This is a genomic window from Pediococcus ethanolidurans (assembly GCF_964062635.1).
Taxonomy (GTDB): domain Bacteria; phylum Bacillota; class Bacilli; order Lactobacillales; family Lactobacillaceae; genus Pediococcus; species Pediococcus ethanolidurans.
Window position 1 is genome coordinate 913903 of sequence record NZ_OZ061250.1, and the last position, 16476, is coordinate 930378.

The following is a 16476-nucleotide window of genomic DNA, read 5'->3' on the forward strand; positions in this document are numbered from 1 at the left end:
TGTTGCAGCTGGAATTGAAAAATTTTGAAAGAAAAAAGAACAATCCCATTGCAGGATTGTTCTTAATAAATCGAAACAAAACCCACATGAATATTATAAATCCATGCGGGCTTTTTTCTACGTCAAAGTTAGCCGGCACAGATACGATCTGTATGCATCCAGGTCGTATCTTGCCAAAAGACAAACACAACCTAATTACCGGCTTTGCCAACGATTATTTAGTTGTGTATTTGTCTTTGTCATGTGCGTGACCAACTTTCTTTATTAATTGTCTCTGAGTATAGATAAGTTTTTGATGAGTGTCAAGAAGAAAATATAATTTCATTGACAGAAAAAATATCAGATTGACTCGAATTGTCAAATCAAGTGCAACACTTACTAAATAAAATAGGAATTGGTCTAGGAAGCTGATCTAAAAGCTTTACTGAATGCTTTAGCACTCAGGTAGTGCAGGATCTTACGGGGCTTGTCGTTGATGGCATTTTGGATTTGAGCAATTTGGGTTTCAGTAAACTGCTTCAATGATTTTCCTTTAGGAATATACTCCCGAATCAACCCGTTGGCATTCTCATTACTACCACGTTCCCAAGGCGAGAACGGATGTGCAAAGTAAATTTTAGGACCCTTAACTTGTGCAAGCTTTGAAAATTCACTGCCATTATCAAAAGTGATAGATTTAAACCAATCTGGATGTTGATTGATGACTTTTTGAAGAGCCTCTAAGCAAGTTTGTGCGTGATAATCTGGGATCTTTATGATTATTTCAAAGCGGCTCACCCGTTCCGTTAAAGTAAGCAGGGCAGGCTCAGAAGCCACGCGTTTTCCCTTAACTAGATCACCTTCCCAGTCGCCAAACGCTGTGCGCTTGGTGACACTTTCAGGACGTTCTTCGATCGAAGTACCTAATATCTTCTTATTATAGCGATCATGATTGTGCTTGCCCTTAACTCGTCGTCTAAGTTTTTTGGGCAAATCACTATTTCGAAGGTTCAACAGGCCTTGATCAATATAACGATAAACAGTGGGAACCGAAGGACATTTGAATTGCGGATAGTCGGCTTGAAATTGGTGGACGAATCCATCGACACCAGCTGATCTAAAGTGCTTTTTTAGCGTCTTGGTTAAGAGATTAAAAAAGTATTTACACGGCTTTAATAAGCCTTTTGAATGACAGTGTGAACGATGCTTTTCATAGACAGCTTGACCAGCATCAGCATAGTAGTTAGTGAAGAATAAGTAGTTAGTATCACGTTGTTTAACCGTGCCGCGATGTAACTCACGGCTAATCGTACTAGGGCTTCTGTGAAGCTCTCTAGCAATTTCACGAACAGTAACATTTTGGCGACTTAAAGTTTGAATCATGCCTCTTTCTTCAGGTTGTAGTTGTTGATAACCGGACATAGTGCTATTCTTTGTTTGGGTCATGGAGACTCCTTTCTTGAGTTTAGTCACTTTAAGTTTAGGTCTCCATGGCCTATTTTGTCTATTTTTGGTCTAGTTGATCAGGTGTTGCACTTGAATTGTAAATCGGGCAATATCAGATTGAATAAAACTTCGGCAGTTTTAATTTTGCTTCTCATAAGAACGTGTTATAATAAATCTGTGAGAAATGGTATCAACTTAATAACACCAAAGGCCTTAACTACCGGTTATAGTTAAGGCCTTTTTTTACACTTATTTAATTCGTTTTAAATTGGACTTCGGTCAAAACTTAAAACCAAGCGGGCGGGTTGACGTTGCCTGAACGTTCTACTTCTGATTATGTTTGTTCAACCACCAAGCAAACAGCGTATTTAATAACGCCGCCAGAAGTGCCGTGAAAAATGGAACCAACAATAACACCTCCAACCTATCGCAGAATTTACTGCGTGAGATCAGCAGGCAACTGTTTTATTATATTTGACCTGCTCCACTAAAATAAAGAACTTGTTTTATTTTTAAGTTGATAGCTTTTAACCTTAATATTGGTGATCAAGTAATTTTAAAAATACTAGAATAGACGAACCCTTGCAATCATGCTATAATTTAGAAAAATTATAAAAGTGAGGGATCTGCCATTGAGAAATTAAGCTAATTCTGTTGAATCTGTAAGTGTACCTGTCATAGGGTGTACTGTGCAGTTTTTCAGGATCAGCTAATCTTTCTCGATGAGCAGGTCTTTTTGTATGCTCATTTTTAGCTGCCTGAAAAAAGCTAGAAAAATGAGGTATAAAAAATGTCTAAAATTGAAATTAAAAATCTAACGTTTGGTTACGATACACAAGGAACTTTATTATTTGACCATGTCAATTTAAATCTGGATAGTAACTGGAAATTAGGACTGATCGGACGTAATGGCCGTGGCAAAACAACTTTTCTGAACCTTCTGCAAAACAAATTGAGCTATCAAGGCAAAATCAATGCTAGTCTGAAGTTTGATTATTTCCCACAAAAAATTGAGAACAAGCAGCAATTGACGTTTTTCGTTTTAAACGATCTAGGTGTCACCGAGCAGTGGAAAGTGGAACGAGAATTGAATCTATTGGGAACTGATCCCGATATCTTGTGGCGTGAATTCACCACGTTATCTGGTGGCGAACAAACTAAAGTTCTCTTAGCCAGTTTGTTTACACAGACAGTGAATTTTCCGTTGATTGATGAACCCACGAATCATTTGGATATCAATGGTCGTAAGCAAGTGGCTAATTACTTGGAGCAGAAGAAACAGGGATTTATTGTCATTAGCCATGACCGCAAGTTTGTGGATGATGTGGCAGATCACATTTTATCGATTGAAAAATCTAATATTTTGATGTATCAGGGAAATTTTGCCACCTATGAAGAACAGAAAAAGTTGAGTGATACGCATGAAGAGATGGAAAATGCCAAACTGAAAAAGAGCATCAGCCGCTTGAAACAAACCGCTGCCGAAAAGGCGGAATGGTCGCGATCTAAAGAGGGCGAGAAGTTTGGCAATCCGCATGCTAAGGGTAGTGGCGCTATTGGAGACAAAGGAGGCATTGGTGCGCGTGCGGCAAGAACCATGAAACGGGCGTTGACTTTGCAGAAACACATGCAACGCGATATTGATGAGAAGGAAAAGCTTCTGAAAAATATTGAGTATGTAGATCCTTTATCAATGAATTTTCAGCCTGGTCATCATGAACGACTGTTGACAGTCAACAAACTAACGTTGAGTTATCCAGATGCTAAGCGACCATTGTTTGATCCGATTTCGTTTGAAATTAAGCAGGGTAAACGTGTGGGAATAGTGGGCCCTAATGGCGCTGGTAAATCCACACTGATTCATGCTATTTTAGGAGATTTTGCGGGTGAAATTACTGGTGAGGTGATTCAACCAAAAAATCTGAAAGTGAGTTATGTTCGTCAAGCTTATGAAGATAATCGCGGAACTTTACAAGAATTTGCAGAAGCACAACATTTAGATTATCAAGAGTTTTTGAACAACTTGCACAAATTGGGATTAGAGCGCAACGTGTTTACCACGCGAATTGAGCATATGAGTATGGGACAACGCAAGAAGGTTGAACTAGCCAAGTCTTTGTCGGTTCCGGCAGAACTTTATTTATGGGATGAGCCCTTGAATTACTTGGATATTTTTAATCAAGAGCAGTTAGAAACTCTAATTAAGTCTGTAGCGCCTTCTATGTTGATTGTGGAGCATGATCAAGCCTTTATTGAGCATGTGACCAATGATGTAGTGGAATTGAAAAACTAATTAAAAGTGTCTTCCAAATGTGTTAGAATTAACATAGTTATAATACTTTTTTAAGAAAAGTATATACATCTATGGAGGCGTTTGAAATGAATCATCTAGTTGCGACAACACTATTAACAATTCTTGGTCTCTTATGTATTTTCGTACCATTATGGTTGGTAATGAGAGCAAATAAATCAATATCGTTAAAAGTTAAACCTACAGACGATGATACTAAAGTGTTTTATACGTATGTTTGGTTTTACGAAACTGGTAAACTAAGTGTTTTAAACGGTGAGGCTTATCAAGTTGGTAAAGAAATTAGGTCAACTAATGGATCAAGCTATATTATTCAGAAGATCACCAAGGAGATATTATTTGTTGGAATGCAAAGAAAATATGAATTTGCTTTGAAATAAGTAGAACTAAAAGAATAAATAAACATCTAAAACAGCCCACAAATCTGTAATGATTTTTGTGGGCTGTTTTGTATTTTTATGTCTGGTTAGTCATTAAATAACCATTGAACTGCAGGAATCACTTGTTTACGCCAGTAAGGCCATTCGTGAATACCTTTTGATTCTACATAAATATGAGGAATCTGTTTGTTATTCAAGAAGGTGTCAAATTCTCTATTTTCTGCGTTTAAAAAGTCTTGTTTTCCACAAGCTAAGTAAATTGGTGGAATGGTGACGTTATTTAGTAGCATTTGTTTAATTAGAAGTTCTGGATTTTTTTTGGAAGTATCTAAATGATTTAAATTTCCAAAAATCGCATGATAAAAATTATAATCTGAAATTCCATCTGAATAATTCGGTCCTTTATCCTTAATATCATTACATATTAAAGCCGAAGATAAACCAAATATCTTGCCAAAGGTGTTGTAGTAAGTCAATCCATTTACCAAGGCTCCAAATCCACCCATTGATAGGCCACCAATAAAAGTGTCTTTTTTTTGAGTAGATAAATTAAAAGTTGAAGAAATAAAGTTAACAAGTTCTTGACCAATAAATTCACCGTATTTATTGTTACCTGCTGCGGCGTTAACATAAAAACTATTTTCACCCGACGGAAGAATGACTGCTAAGTTATATTTTACAGATAATTCACTTATGTTAGTACCAAGTAACCAATCATCCGCTTCACCTAAGTAGCCATGAAGTAAATATAAACTACGTGTTTTGTACTTATAATAAGGGTTTTCTAGCTTAGATTTTTCGTCATCATTAGGTAATAAAACAATGGCTTGAACAGTTCGAGATAAACTTTTTGAAAAAAAGCTTATATTTATTTTTGACATTTATTACACTTCCAAACCTTAAATTGAATAAATCAATAGGTAAAAAAAGAAACAGCATGGTGGCTGTTTCCTTTTTAACAACTAATCTTTAAGTTTCCAATATTTGTACAGATCATAACTGAACAAAATAAAAATTGCGATAGTACTTAACGTTGTTATAGTTAAGCCAAAGGAGATAATGTCAATAATTGAAAAAATTAACATTAAAATGGAACCAATCAAACTAAACACTAATTTTCCGTTCATAATTAATCACAACCTATGCTTTTTGTTCTTCTTCTTGAGCTTGTACAGCAGCAACTCGTTCACTAATCTTCATAAATGGTAGGTAGAAAGCAACACCGACTATAATTATAAATAACTGTACAACGGGAGCTCGCCAATCACCAGCGGTTGCAAGATAAGGACCAATTAGTGGAGGCGTTGTCCAAGGTACCAGAACTACAGTACGACTCATCCAACCCCATGCTGTTGCAAAGTAACCAATTAAACTACCAAGAGTTGGGAATAGAACGAAAGGAATCATCATTGGTAAGTTAAAGACGATAGGATATCCAAAGATCATTGGTTCGTTAATATTGAACAATCCTGGAGCCAGAGACAAACTAGCAACTTGTTTCGACGATTTAACTTTACTGAAAATTAGAATGGCAATAATTAAAGAAATTGTACTTCCTGAACCACCAATCAATGAGAATGAACTTGCAAATGAGGTGGTAATAATATTTGGAATGTGTTCATGGTTTGAGTAAGCAGCCATGTTTTGGTTCATGTTAATTAAAACAAGTGGATCAAGTAAAGTTCCTGAAATAACCGTTTGATGAATACCAAGTGTAAATAAGAAATTTGCCACGGTATAAATTACACAGTAGCCAACGATATTGGTATTAAAACCACGTAACGGTTCCTGAATCCAAGTCTTAATTAAATTGATCAAATCAGCGTTAAACAAACCAGCAAGTAGTGCCGCAATCAACGCAAAGAATGACATTAAAATAAGTGCTGGTAGTAATACACCAAATGATGATGAAACTGCAGGTGGCACATTATCACCTAAGTGGATTTGTAAACTCTTGATATTAGATAATTTCATAAAAATCCCAGTGGCAAGTAAACCAACGATAATACCGCCAAACATGCCTTATGTACCAGTGTTTAGATAACTAAGTCCGCCAGTCACAGTTGCCATTTTTGCACCAGCAGAGGCAACAGTTCCTAATGCTACATTGCCTGGCATCATAATCATCAAACAAGCTAATTACATTGCGACAGCAGCAATTGGATTATCAAAACCTTTATTTTTTGCTAAAGCATAACCAATCATTGGAGCTACTAACAGACCGGCAACATTAAGAGTACCGTTTGTGATCGCATTACCAAATACTTGAACTTTAGTTAATGTGTCACCATGGAATATCCATGTAAAGACTGTGTTGTTAAGCAATACTCCAAGTCCAGCAATGATGAAAACAGGTAAAATAACTGCGAATGCATCACGCAAAGACCGAAGATAAACCCAGTTACCAACTTTAACGGATATTTCAGTGAATTTTGCAATAAAACCCGAGTTTTCAAGTTTCTCACTTGAACTTTGGTTCTTATCCTCACTCATGAGTTTTCCTCCTTTTATTTAAAACAAGTTACTCTAAGTCGTTACCATTTGAAGCAATGACTTTTTTAAACCAACCATAACTTTTCTTTGGAATTCGTTTCATATCACGCAAATCATGATTACCACGATTGACATAAACCATTCCGTAACGTTTTTCCATGTTTCCTGATGAACTTGGAATATCAATTAATCCCCATCCGAGATAGCCGATAACTGGTACACCGTCTTCAAACATTGCATCCTTCATGGCTTGGATGTGGGCGCGGTGATAATTGATCCGATAGTCATCTTGAATTTCATGACCATCATAAGTTTCACGAACGCCGATTCCATTTTCAATTGGAAACATTGGAACACCATAACTGTTATATGTTTTTGTGAGAATATCACGGAAACCAAGCGGATCAATTGACCAGCCCCATTCAGAAACTTTTAAGAATGGATTTTCTTTTCCGCCGGCATTCAGATAGTAATTTGGGAGGGTACCATCTGGAACGACGGAACTACTAATAGTGACACTTTGATAATAGCTGAAAGCAATAAAATCGCTGGATAACTGATTGAAAATTTGTTGATCTGCCTCTGTGAGATCTAAGTTAATGTCATGATTCTTTACATAAGTTAGAACCTCGTTTGAATAATGACCATTTACAAAAACATCTAATAGATTACGGTTTAAAAATTCATCAATTTGACGAGCGTATTGCACATCTTTTGGTAATGATGAAGCAGGATAAACTTCACTGTAGGCCAACATGCCACCGATTAAATCGTCAGTTTGCTTATGTAAGTAGTTGGCAATTTCAGCATGAGCAAGCATGACATGATGAGAGATTTGATAGAGTTCATCATCGGTACGATTCCCTTTTAAATAACCAGAAATACGAAATGCTTCTGAACTAGAATAGAGATTTTGTTCGTTAAATGTAATCCAATACTTAACTCGATCTCCAAAGCAATCAATCATTTTTTTACCATACTTAACAAATGCTTCAACAACATGACGATCTAAAAAGCCGTTATACTTCTCGGCTAAATGAAGTGGCATGTCAAAATGGTATAAACAAACCATAGGTTGGATATGCCGTTTCAATAATTCATTAATGAGGTTGTCGTAGAATTTGATTCCTTCTTCATTGAACTCGCCGTCACCATCTGGATTAACTCGGCTCCAAGAAATCTGAAACCGATAGCAATTCATCCCTTGATTAGCCATAAGGTCTAAATCTTCTGGATAATTGTGATAATCATCAATTGCAACTTTCCAATCTGATGAATTTTCTGTTGCGGGAAATGTATCGTAGACGGATTTTCCCTTTCCGCCTTCGTTATAACCTCCTTCCGTTTGCATACTTGATACGGAATTTCCCCAAAGAAAGTTCTTGGGCATCTCTTTTGTCATAAATCAATCTCCACCTTTCTTGAATCCGTTTACATTATATATCCATATAATTATCTATGTAAAGTCTTTTATTTAAAAAGTATATACATTTGTTTGAAAACTTTCAGCTAAAGCACGTGATAATGGTATTCAGGAGTATTAAATTTTGTTTTAAAAGGGTAAAATATAGTTAGTAAAGATATCGGGGGAAAAAAGTGTATAAATATCAAGAAATATCAGAAAAAATTCGAAAGAAAATTGTGAATGGCAATTACGAAGCTGGTGGATTATTACCTGATCAAAACAAGCTAGCAGAGGATTTTAATACGACACGGATTACAATTCGAAAGGCAATTCAGGCTTTGATTATTGAGGGAATTGTTTATACAAAACGGGGTGCCGGTACTTTTGTGCGCAAAGATTATGTACAAAACCTTGATGATATCGGCAATGCAATTGATAAACCATTAGGAACGACGCTCACCCATCCAAACAAAAAAGTGGTAAGTAAAATTCTATTATTGGATGCACGATTGCCTAGTCAAGAAGAACAAGACAATTTGATGATTTCAGCGACTGAACCAGTCTATGTAATTGAACGTGTTCGTTACATTGATGATCAGGTGTACAGTTATGAGCACACAATTATGCCCACAGCTATTGCTAAAATCACCAAGGAAGTTTTGCTGGGTTCCATTTATAGTTTTTTAACAAAGGAATGTGGGTTAACAATTTCAGGTTCGCACCGAATTGTTAAAGCAAATAAGGCCACGGAAAAAGACGTTGAGGCAATGGGTGTTAAACATGATGATCCGGTATTAGTTATTAAGCAGGTAAGCTATCTTGAAGATGGAGAACCATTTGAATTTTCGGAATCACATTTTCCATATCAGAGAAGTCAAGTTACTGCAGATATCGATTTAAATAGTTAGAATAAAAAGCAGATCAGTTTTCTACCGATCTGCTTTTTATTATGGGATGTAAGTTTAAAGTTGTGTATAAAGAGTCTTGTTTTTTAATTTCCTGATTGATTTGCCGCATGAAAATAAAAACTTAAATGTGGATAAACGTAGATTGTCTGTGAGAAATTAAACAGCACATCATTTTTATAATAATTGGACTGCTGCAATGTCATACAGGCTGTACGTGGTTCTAAGCCTAATAAATTGGCTGCTTCACTGGTTAGTTGATCTTGAGACAAATATTGATCACTATTATTAATGCGAATTCCATATTTTTGTTTAACATAATCAAAAATTGAGTGGTTTATACTCTTTAAACTTAGTGAAGGAACTTCACTTTTTACATAATAAGCATATTCCAAACTATATAATTGCTTTTCCACGTAACGAAGGCGAATGACACGTAATAAAGCCGCACCATCACGTGTGCCAAACTGTTCTGCCAATGCTTCATCAGCATGAATTTCATCAAAGGTTACAATTTTTGAAGTAATTTCTTTATGATAACGTGTGCGACTCAATCCCATAGTTAGGTTGACGACCGTCTTTTCAGCTTGACTGATGTCGTTGACGAAGTAGCCACTTCCTTGTACCCGACGTACCAAGCCTTTCTGAGCGACAATATCAATGGCCTTCCTAATCGTATTGCGACTTACGTTGTATCGGTCCATTAATTGATGTTCAGTGGGAAGCTTTTGTTTAAACAGCTTGTTTTCTATTGAGTGAATCAGATCATCTGCAATGTCATGATACATAATGCTACCTCCAATCTCCACTAGGGAATAATTTTAACTACCTGAATGATTTGTACCTACCATTCAGTACTTAATTGTAATGTAAACGGTTTAATAGTCAACCACTTTAGTGCAAAAAGAACATATTATTCAATAATAGAACATGTTTTTAAATGATTCTTATGTAATCAAATTGTGGACAAATTAAATGAATAAAGGACAAATTATATTCATTATTGAAATGGCAAAATTACTGATTGCCGTCATATAAGGGATTCACAAGTTTTTAGGAATTTTTTTGAACAACAGGCTTGTAAAATTTGTACCTACGAGTTACAATGCAATTGTAATGAAAGCGGTTTAAAAATAAACCGCCGAGTAACAAAAAAATAAGATGAATTATTAGGAGTGAGCATTATGGCAGAAAAAACAATTATGTTAGTTTGTGCAGCAGGTATGTCAACAAGTCTTTTGGTATCTAAGATGCAAAAGGCCGCAGCAGCAGAGGGTGTCGATGCAGAGATTTTTGCAACAGCAGCTTCAGATGCAAATAACAAGTTGGAAGAAAAACATCCAGACATCTTAATGCTCGGACCACAAGTTCGTTATATGGAAAACAACTTCAAGAGCAAGTTAGACATTCCAGTTGAAGTTATCAACATGCAAGATTATGGCATGATGAATGGCGAAAAGGTATTGGCAGAAGCATTTAAGACATTGGGTGTGAAATAAGAGTACTAAAAAGGTGCTTAAATTCTGAGTATAGCCTAAGGTAACGAATGATTCACAGAAGTTTGTGAATCGTTTGTGACCTGTAGCTAAACAAAAGAATTTGCTTAACACATTTCAACCCCCAAATCATAAACACACTAAAAGCGGAAACAGAAACTGCTTCCGCTTTTACATAATCTTAAAGAATGATTCATAAGGAGAGAAAACGAACAAATGGCTGAAGAAGAACAAGAACAAAACTTAGAAGCAATCATGGGTTTAATTATGAATGGTGGAAACGCAAAAAGTTCCTCATTTGAAGCAATTCATGCAGCAAAAACAGGTGATTTTGAGACAGCAGAGGCAAAGCTGAAAGAAGCAGATCACTTCTTGACAGAGGCCCACAATTCTCAAACTGGGATGTTAACAGATGAAGCAAACGGCAAACACGCAAAAGTAACGTTGTTAACCGTTCATTCACAAGATCATATTATGAATGCCATCACATTCCGTGATTTGGCTGGTGAAATTGTCGACCTTTACAAACGTCTTGATGGCGTTAAAGTAGAAGACTAATGAATCAGAAAAAGCGGCCACGAGGTTATCTGGCTGCTTTTTTTAAATAAAAAATGAGGTGCAAGATATGAGTGAACAAAAAATGAAGATGCCTGATGGCTTTTTATGGGGCGGCGCAGTTGCTGCTCATCAATTAGAAGGTGGCTGGCAAGAAGGCGGTAAAGGTGTCAGTATCGCTGATGTAATGACTGCAGGCGATAAAGATCATCCTCGTCGTGTGACAGATGGGGTTAAACCTGGTGAGATTTATCCAAACCATTGGGGAATCGATTTTTATCATCGTTATCCTGAAGACATTAAGTTATTTGCTGAAATGGGCTTCAAGTGTTTCCGAACATCAATTGCTTGGACACGTATTTTTCCAAATGGTGATGAAACAGAACCTAATGAGGAAGGACTTCAATTTTATGATGACTTGTTTGATGAATTATTGAAATACAATATTGAACCCGTCATTACGTTGTCACATTTTGAAATGCCTTATCATTTGGTTAAGGAATATGGTGGCTGGTCAAACCGTAAGTTAATCGATTTCTTTACTAATTATGCGGAAGCGGTCTTCAAACGTTATAAGAATAAAGTTAAGTATTGGATGACATTTAACGAAATTAATAATCAGACTACTTGGGATGATCCACATCCAATGTTACAAAACTCTGGTTTACAGTTAGGCAAAGACGATAACTGGGAAGAGTCAATGTATCAGGCTGCTCATTATGAAATGGTGGCAAGTGCACGTGCAGTTAAATTAGGTCACAAGATTAATCCTGATTTCAAGATTGGCGATATGATCGCAATGTGCCCAATTTATCCATTGACGGCTGATCCTAAAGATATCATGATGGCTGAACGTGCAATGCAAACCCGTTACTACTATGGTGATGTGCAGGCTAATGGTTTTTATCCAAACTGGGTACCAAAGTATTGGGCTCGTAAAGGATTCAAGATTGACCGCACGGAACAGGATGCTAATGATTTGCGTGAAGGTACTGCGGACTATGTTGGCTTTAGCTATTATATGTCATTTGTGACGAAGTATAAGGCTGATAATCCGGATTATGTTTATACAGAATCTAAGGATCAGGTTGATAATCCGTATACTGAAAAATCGGATTGGGGTTGGCAGATTGACCCAGTTGGTTTGCGGTATGCAATGAACTGGATGCAGGATCGTTGGCATAAACCAATGTTTATTGTGGAAAATGGTTTTGGTGCCTATGATAAGAAAGAGGCCGATGGTAGTGTGCATGATGACTATCGAATCAGTTATTTCCATGATCATGTGAAAGAGATGGAAAAAGCGGTGGTCGAAGATGGTGTGAACTTGATGGGTTATACGCCATGGGGTTGCATTGATTTGATTTCTGCAAGTACAGGTGAAATGAAGAAGCGGTATGGCTTTATCTATGTGGACCAGGATGATGAGGGCAATGGCTCATTGAAACGATCGAAGAAGGATTCGTTTGACTGGTTTAAGAAGGTAATTAAGACGAATGGTGAGGATATCACAGAATAGAGTGCTCAAAGAAGCGTTTACCGTTCGAGCATTGCCTAGATAGTCGAATGATTCGGGTTAGGAATCGTTTGACTATCGTGGCAAAGCGGAGGACGGTGCTTCTTTTAGCACGTTTCGGCGGGAAACTTTCATGTCTTTTCCGAAACGTCACCAGAACAGCCAATTCATCACTTAAAGTTCAAAGAAAAAAATGATTTTACAGCGCACATAAAAAACAGTATTTGCTACATCTTTATGGTAAACTGTTTTTTTGATTTGTAACATGTTCCGATAAACAGCAAATTGTGATATTGTAAACAGGTAAACCAAACTAAAATAAGTTTGGTAAGACTATTTAGAAGAAGGTGCGTAAGATGTTTCCGTACGAACGAGTAAAACTATTAAATCAACTAGAACTAAGCATCTACAAATATATTATTGCGCATCCTGTTGAAGTTGAAGGAATGACAATTCGACAGCTAGCTAAGAAAAGTCATGTTTCACCAACAACGATTTTAAGATTTCTTCGAAAAATGGATTTCGATGGCTATTCAGAATTTAAGTATGCGCTCAAACGCCAGCAAAAAATGGAAGTAGAACGTCCTGAAAAACAAACAAATGTACCGATGAGTCAGTTTTTTGATCAGGTTAACGATGATCAATTTTTGGGGAAAATTAAACAGGCCGCACAATTTATTACTGATGCTGACACGAGTTTAATCTTTGGATTAGGTACCAGTGGCAGTTTGGCACAGTATGGGGCGCGTTTGTTAGCCAACTATGGCATCTATACGCTGAGTATCATTGATCCGTTCCAACCCAAGCCATTAGCACGACGTAACTTTTCCGACACGTTGTTAATCTTACTGTCCGTTTCGGGAGAAACACCGCAAGTTTTGCAACAAGCCAAGTTCTATCAAGAAAACGGCGCTAAAACGATGGCCATTACAGCTAATCGCTATTCCACGTTGGCTCAGTTGGTTGATTTTAATATTTCGTATAATGTTCCAGAGGTGCGGATGGCAGACTTAAATTTGACCTCCCAGATTCCAGTTGTTTTTCTTTTAGAACAAATTGGCATTAAGGCTCATAAAGATTTATTAAACGTTGCACAAGTTCAAAAAGATTCAATTTTTTAAAATTTTAAAAGGTTTGTTAATTGGACTATACCAAACGGTACTTACCTTTAGTAAAGACCGTCAATAAAAGATTTCAACCGTATACCAATTAATACTATGAAACATGTTTCGTATAGAAACATGTTTTTTTAATAGAAACTTAAAACTTTTGAGCGAAATAGGTAGGCACAAATATAAAAATGTGCTATATTGTAAATGATGAAACCGCATACAAGCAGTTTCAAATAAACTTTATCACCTGCAAAGTTATAATTATTATTTGACAGATTTTGCTATTTATATTTCGTTACGGGTGATAATTTGGGAGGGTTTTATATGAGTGAGAAAAAATCCGGCTTCGTGCAGGATAAGTTTATTCCCTTAGCTGGGAAGATGGCTGCTTCTCGTCATTTGGTTGCTCTTCGTGATGGATTTGCACTAGTAATGCCACTAATCATTATTGGTTCAGTCTTCATGATCGTCAGTCAGTTCCCAATTCCGGCATACATCAATTGGATGAGTTCGGTATTCGGTGCTAACTGGGCAACAGTTGTTGGTTGGGCGACTAATGCAACATTCAATATTATTGGGATGGTTGCATGTATTGGTATTTCATATCAATTAGCTAAGTCGTATGACGGTGTCGACGCACTGTCAGCAAGTATTATTTCTTTAGGTGCCTTTTTACTAACAATTCCTTTGACAACAGACAAGGCCGGTAACACATACGTGCCTTTGACAATGTTGGGTTCAATGGGATTGTTCGAAGCCCTATTGATTGGGTTATTCATTACTGATTTCTATGTATGGATGATTCATAAGAATTGGCAGTTCCATATGCCAGATACTGTTCCACCCGCAGTTGGGAACGCATTTTCTGCATTGATTCCTGGCTTCGTAATTATTTCAGTTGTTTGGTTGTTCCGGATTGCAATTGGATTCACTGCATTCAAGACTATTCCAAATATCATCACAGTTATCTTAGCTAAACCTTTGACTGCTGTTGGTGGTACCATCTGGGGTGCTCTAGTTGCTGAATTCTTCGTTTCATTCCTTTGGTTATTTGGTATTCATGGTGCTAACGTTGTTGGTGGTATCATGGCACCAATTTGGTTAGGTCAAATGGGACAAAACGCTGCTGCTGTTAAAGCAAACAAACCTATTCCAAACGTTGTTAGTCAACAATTCGTTGATAACTTCGTCCATGCCGGTGGTTCTGGTGAAACTATTTCCTTAGCTTTGATGATGTTATTCTTTGCAAAGTCCGCTAACTTGAAGGCCATTGGTCGTTTAGCTGGTGCACCTGCAATCTTCAATATCAACGAACCTATCATGTTTGGTTTACCAATTGTTTTGAACCCTGTTATGGCAATTCCATTTATCGTTGTACCTTTGGTAACTGTTATTGTTACTTATGTATCAATGAAGACAGGAATTGTTGCACGGACAATGGGTATCGCTGTTCCTTGGACAACGCCGCCAATTATCTCAGGTTGGTTGGCAACAGGTCACCTTTCTGGTGCTGTACTTCAGTTAGTTAACTTTGTAATCGGTGGTGCCATCTGGTATCCATTCTTCAAGATTGCTGACCGTCAAGCATTGAAACAAGAAAAAGAAATTGCTGACAAAGAAGCTGCAGAAGCTGCTGCAAAGAACTAAACATTTAGTTTTGAAATCTAATAAAATCTGTCGGATTATTTCGGCAGATTTTTTAGTAAAAGGCAGCTTGCTGAAGGATGAAAGTTCAAAATATATCTCGTTGCCTGATATAAAGGCGTTCTTGGTAACAAAATTAGATTAAAATGCCGTCTTCCAGCAAATTTGGACTGGAACGTAGTGGGCACGACTTAGAGCCGAAATACACGTCTCTAAGCTCGGCCTTTATCTAAGCGAAGACCGCTAAGATAAATGTCACTACTGACTGAGCCCATTTGCTTCCAGACTAAGTCTAATTTTTGCGATCTACAATCGATATAAAAATTATGATATCAGTGTTGTGAGCATTATTGAAGCATCTAACGTTCTTAGTCCGGAGGTGATTGGTCTCAGGGGTGAAATTATCCTTAGTAATTTATTACTTAGGATAAGGCCGAGTTTGAAGACAAGTGTTCTTCTTGGCTTCAAATCGTGCCCACCCCGTTCCAGACCGGGTGAGCCGTAGGACGGCATTTTAGACTCTTTTATAGGCTAAGTCGTTTAACATCAATTATTGAAGTAATTTTGATACTTTCAACCTTTAGCAGCTTATTAAAAATTGTAACTAAGTACTAGTTTAAAAAGAAGCAAGAGAATTTTTGATTTTAAAATAAAATGCGTATAATTGACATTGAGAGTGAATTTGATTTAAAAAAGAGGGCAAATACCATGAGTAAACATAGGAAAAAGCAGCCAGATTCAGCTGTTGAACGTGCAGCACAAAAAAATGTTGATGAAATTATGGCAAAAACTGCCAGTAAACAACTGACAATTGATGACTTACCAAAATGGGCACACAATATGGCCTATAAACGCTTTGGTATCAATGAAATTATTTCTTTTATCCCATTGATTCTAATTGTGTTGACTTCTCCAATGTTGGGCAATCGCGTTAACATGGGTGATGGCTTGGTTGTTAGTAAGAATGCGTTATTCATCATTCCGTTTCTGAGTCTCCTGATTTCCGGTGGCTGCTGGTTCGGAATTCATATCCGAAGAAAGTCAGAACGAATTACTGATATTGAACATTTTTCTTGGAATGAAATTTTTTCGTTTTTGGCTAATGTTTTTGTGGTTGCCATGTGTACTGCTGTCATCTTATATCAATTGTTTCGCGCATTTACAGCTTAGGTTGAGTAGTCAAAATGAACAACCGTATCTGAGACTAAAACTTTTGTAACAAAATTTCCATTAA

13 protein-coding genes and 1 pseudogene are annotated in these 16476 nt (G+C 36.9%); 9 read left to right on the top strand and 5 right to left on the bottom strand.

Going from position 1 to position 16476, the window contains the following annotated elements:
- Nucleotides 1-399 precede the first annotated feature (399 nt).
- Entirely contained in the window at nucleotides 400-1425 is a 1026-nt protein-coding gene (locus tag AB3219_RS04545; RefSeq protein WP_263794974.1) for an IS30 family transposase, read from the bottom strand.
- 790 nt (nucleotides 1426-2215) lie between these two features.
- On the opposite strand from AB3219_RS04545, the gene abc-f reads away from it, so the two are divergent.
- Both abc-f and AB3219_RS04555 read left to right on the top strand, forming a co-directional pair.
- The gene (gene abc-f, locus AB3219_RS04550) at nucleotides 2216-3718 is read left to right on the top strand and encodes a ribosomal protection-like ABC-F family protein (RefSeq protein WP_263766005.1); all 1503 of its coding nucleotides are present in this window, start codon (nucleotides 2216-2218) and stop codon (nucleotides 3716-3718) included.
- Nucleotides 3719-3804: 86 nt separating this feature from the next.
- On the top strand, nucleotides 3805-4116 hold the full coding sequence (locus AB3219_RS04555; RefSeq protein ID WP_216753738.1) for a hypothetical protein: 312 nt from the start codon (nucleotides 3805-3807) through the stop codon (nucleotides 4114-4116).
- A gap of 86 nt (nucleotides 4117-4202) precedes the next feature.
- Here the strand turns inward: AB3219_RS04555 and AB3219_RS04560 are convergent, their stop codons facing one another.
- The 3 genes and pseudogenes from AB3219_RS04560 to AB3219_RS04570 form a co-directional block, all read right to left on the bottom strand.
- Nucleotides 4203-4997: an alpha/beta hydrolase family protein gene (locus AB3219_RS04560; protein WP_263749716.1), complete on the bottom strand. Its 795-nt coding sequence runs from the start codon at nucleotides 4995-4997 to the stop codon at nucleotides 4203-4205.
- A gap of 259 nt (nucleotides 4998-5256) precedes the next feature.
- Nucleotides 5257-6609, bottom strand: a pseudogene (locus AB3219_RS04565) (PTS sugar transporter subunit IIC).
- Between the two features lie 28 nt (nucleotides 6610-6637).
- Nucleotides 6638-8011, bottom strand: a complete 1374-nt coding sequence (locus tag AB3219_RS04570) for a glycoside hydrolase family 1 protein (RefSeq protein ID WP_263766007.1) — start codon at nucleotides 8009-8011, stop codon at nucleotides 6638-6640.
- A 194-nt stretch (nucleotides 8012-8205) separates the two neighbouring features.
- Here AB3219_RS04570 and AB3219_RS04575 point away from each other — a divergent pair, with 194 nt between their 5' ends.
- Complete coding sequence (locus AB3219_RS04575) at nucleotides 8206-8922, top strand: GntR family transcriptional regulator (protein ID WP_216762740.1); 717 nt, start codon at nucleotides 8206-8208, stop codon at nucleotides 8920-8922.
- Between the two features lie 83 nt (nucleotides 8923-9005).
- On the opposite strand, the gene AB3219_RS04580 is transcribed toward AB3219_RS04575, so the two are convergent.
- On the bottom strand, nucleotides 9006-9707 hold the full coding sequence (locus AB3219_RS04580) for a GntR family transcriptional regulator (RefSeq protein WP_216762739.1): 702 nt from the start codon (nucleotides 9705-9707) through the stop codon (nucleotides 9006-9008).
- A 396-nt stretch (nucleotides 9708-10103) separates the two neighbouring features.
- On the opposite strand from AB3219_RS04580, the gene AB3219_RS04585 reads away from it, so the two are divergent.
- The 6 genes from AB3219_RS04585 to AB3219_RS04610 all read left to right on the top strand — a co-directional run bounded on the left by AB3219_RS04585 (nucleotide 10104) and on the right by AB3219_RS04610 (nucleotide 16412).
- The gene (locus tag AB3219_RS04585; protein ID WP_057783362.1) at nucleotides 10104-10418 is read left to right on the top strand and encodes a PTS sugar transporter subunit IIB; all 315 of its coding nucleotides are present in this window, start codon (nucleotides 10104-10106) and stop codon (nucleotides 10416-10418) included.
- A 213-nt stretch (nucleotides 10419-10631) separates the two neighbouring features.
- The gene (locus tag AB3219_RS04590) at nucleotides 10632-10973 is read left to right on the top strand and encodes a PTS lactose/cellobiose transporter subunit IIA (protein WP_057805416.1); all 342 of its coding nucleotides are present in this window, start codon (nucleotides 10632-10634) and stop codon (nucleotides 10971-10973) included.
- Nucleotides 10974-11040: 67 nt separating this feature from the next.
- The gene (locus AB3219_RS04595) at nucleotides 11041-12489 is read left to right on the top strand and encodes a 6-phospho-beta-glucosidase (RefSeq protein WP_216753744.1); all 1449 of its coding nucleotides are present in this window, start codon (nucleotides 11041-11043) and stop codon (nucleotides 12487-12489) included.
- A gap of 353 nt (nucleotides 12490-12842) precedes the next feature.
- The gene (locus AB3219_RS04600; RefSeq protein WP_216753745.1) at nucleotides 12843-13607 is read left to right on the top strand and encodes a MurR/RpiR family transcriptional regulator; all 765 of its coding nucleotides are present in this window, start codon (nucleotides 12843-12845) and stop codon (nucleotides 13605-13607) included.
- A gap of 315 nt (nucleotides 13608-13922) precedes the next feature.
- Complete coding sequence (gene celB, locus AB3219_RS04605; protein ID WP_216753746.1) at nucleotides 13923-15245, top strand: PTS cellobiose transporter subunit IIC; 1323 nt, start codon at nucleotides 13923-13925, stop codon at nucleotides 15243-15245.
- Between the two features lie 705 nt (nucleotides 15246-15950).
- Nucleotides 15951-16412, top strand: coding sequence for a hypothetical protein (locus AB3219_RS04610; protein WP_216753747.1), 462 nt, complete (start codon nucleotides 15951-15953; stop codon nucleotides 16410-16412).
- The last annotated feature ends 64 nt before the right edge of the window (nucleotides 16413-16476 follow it).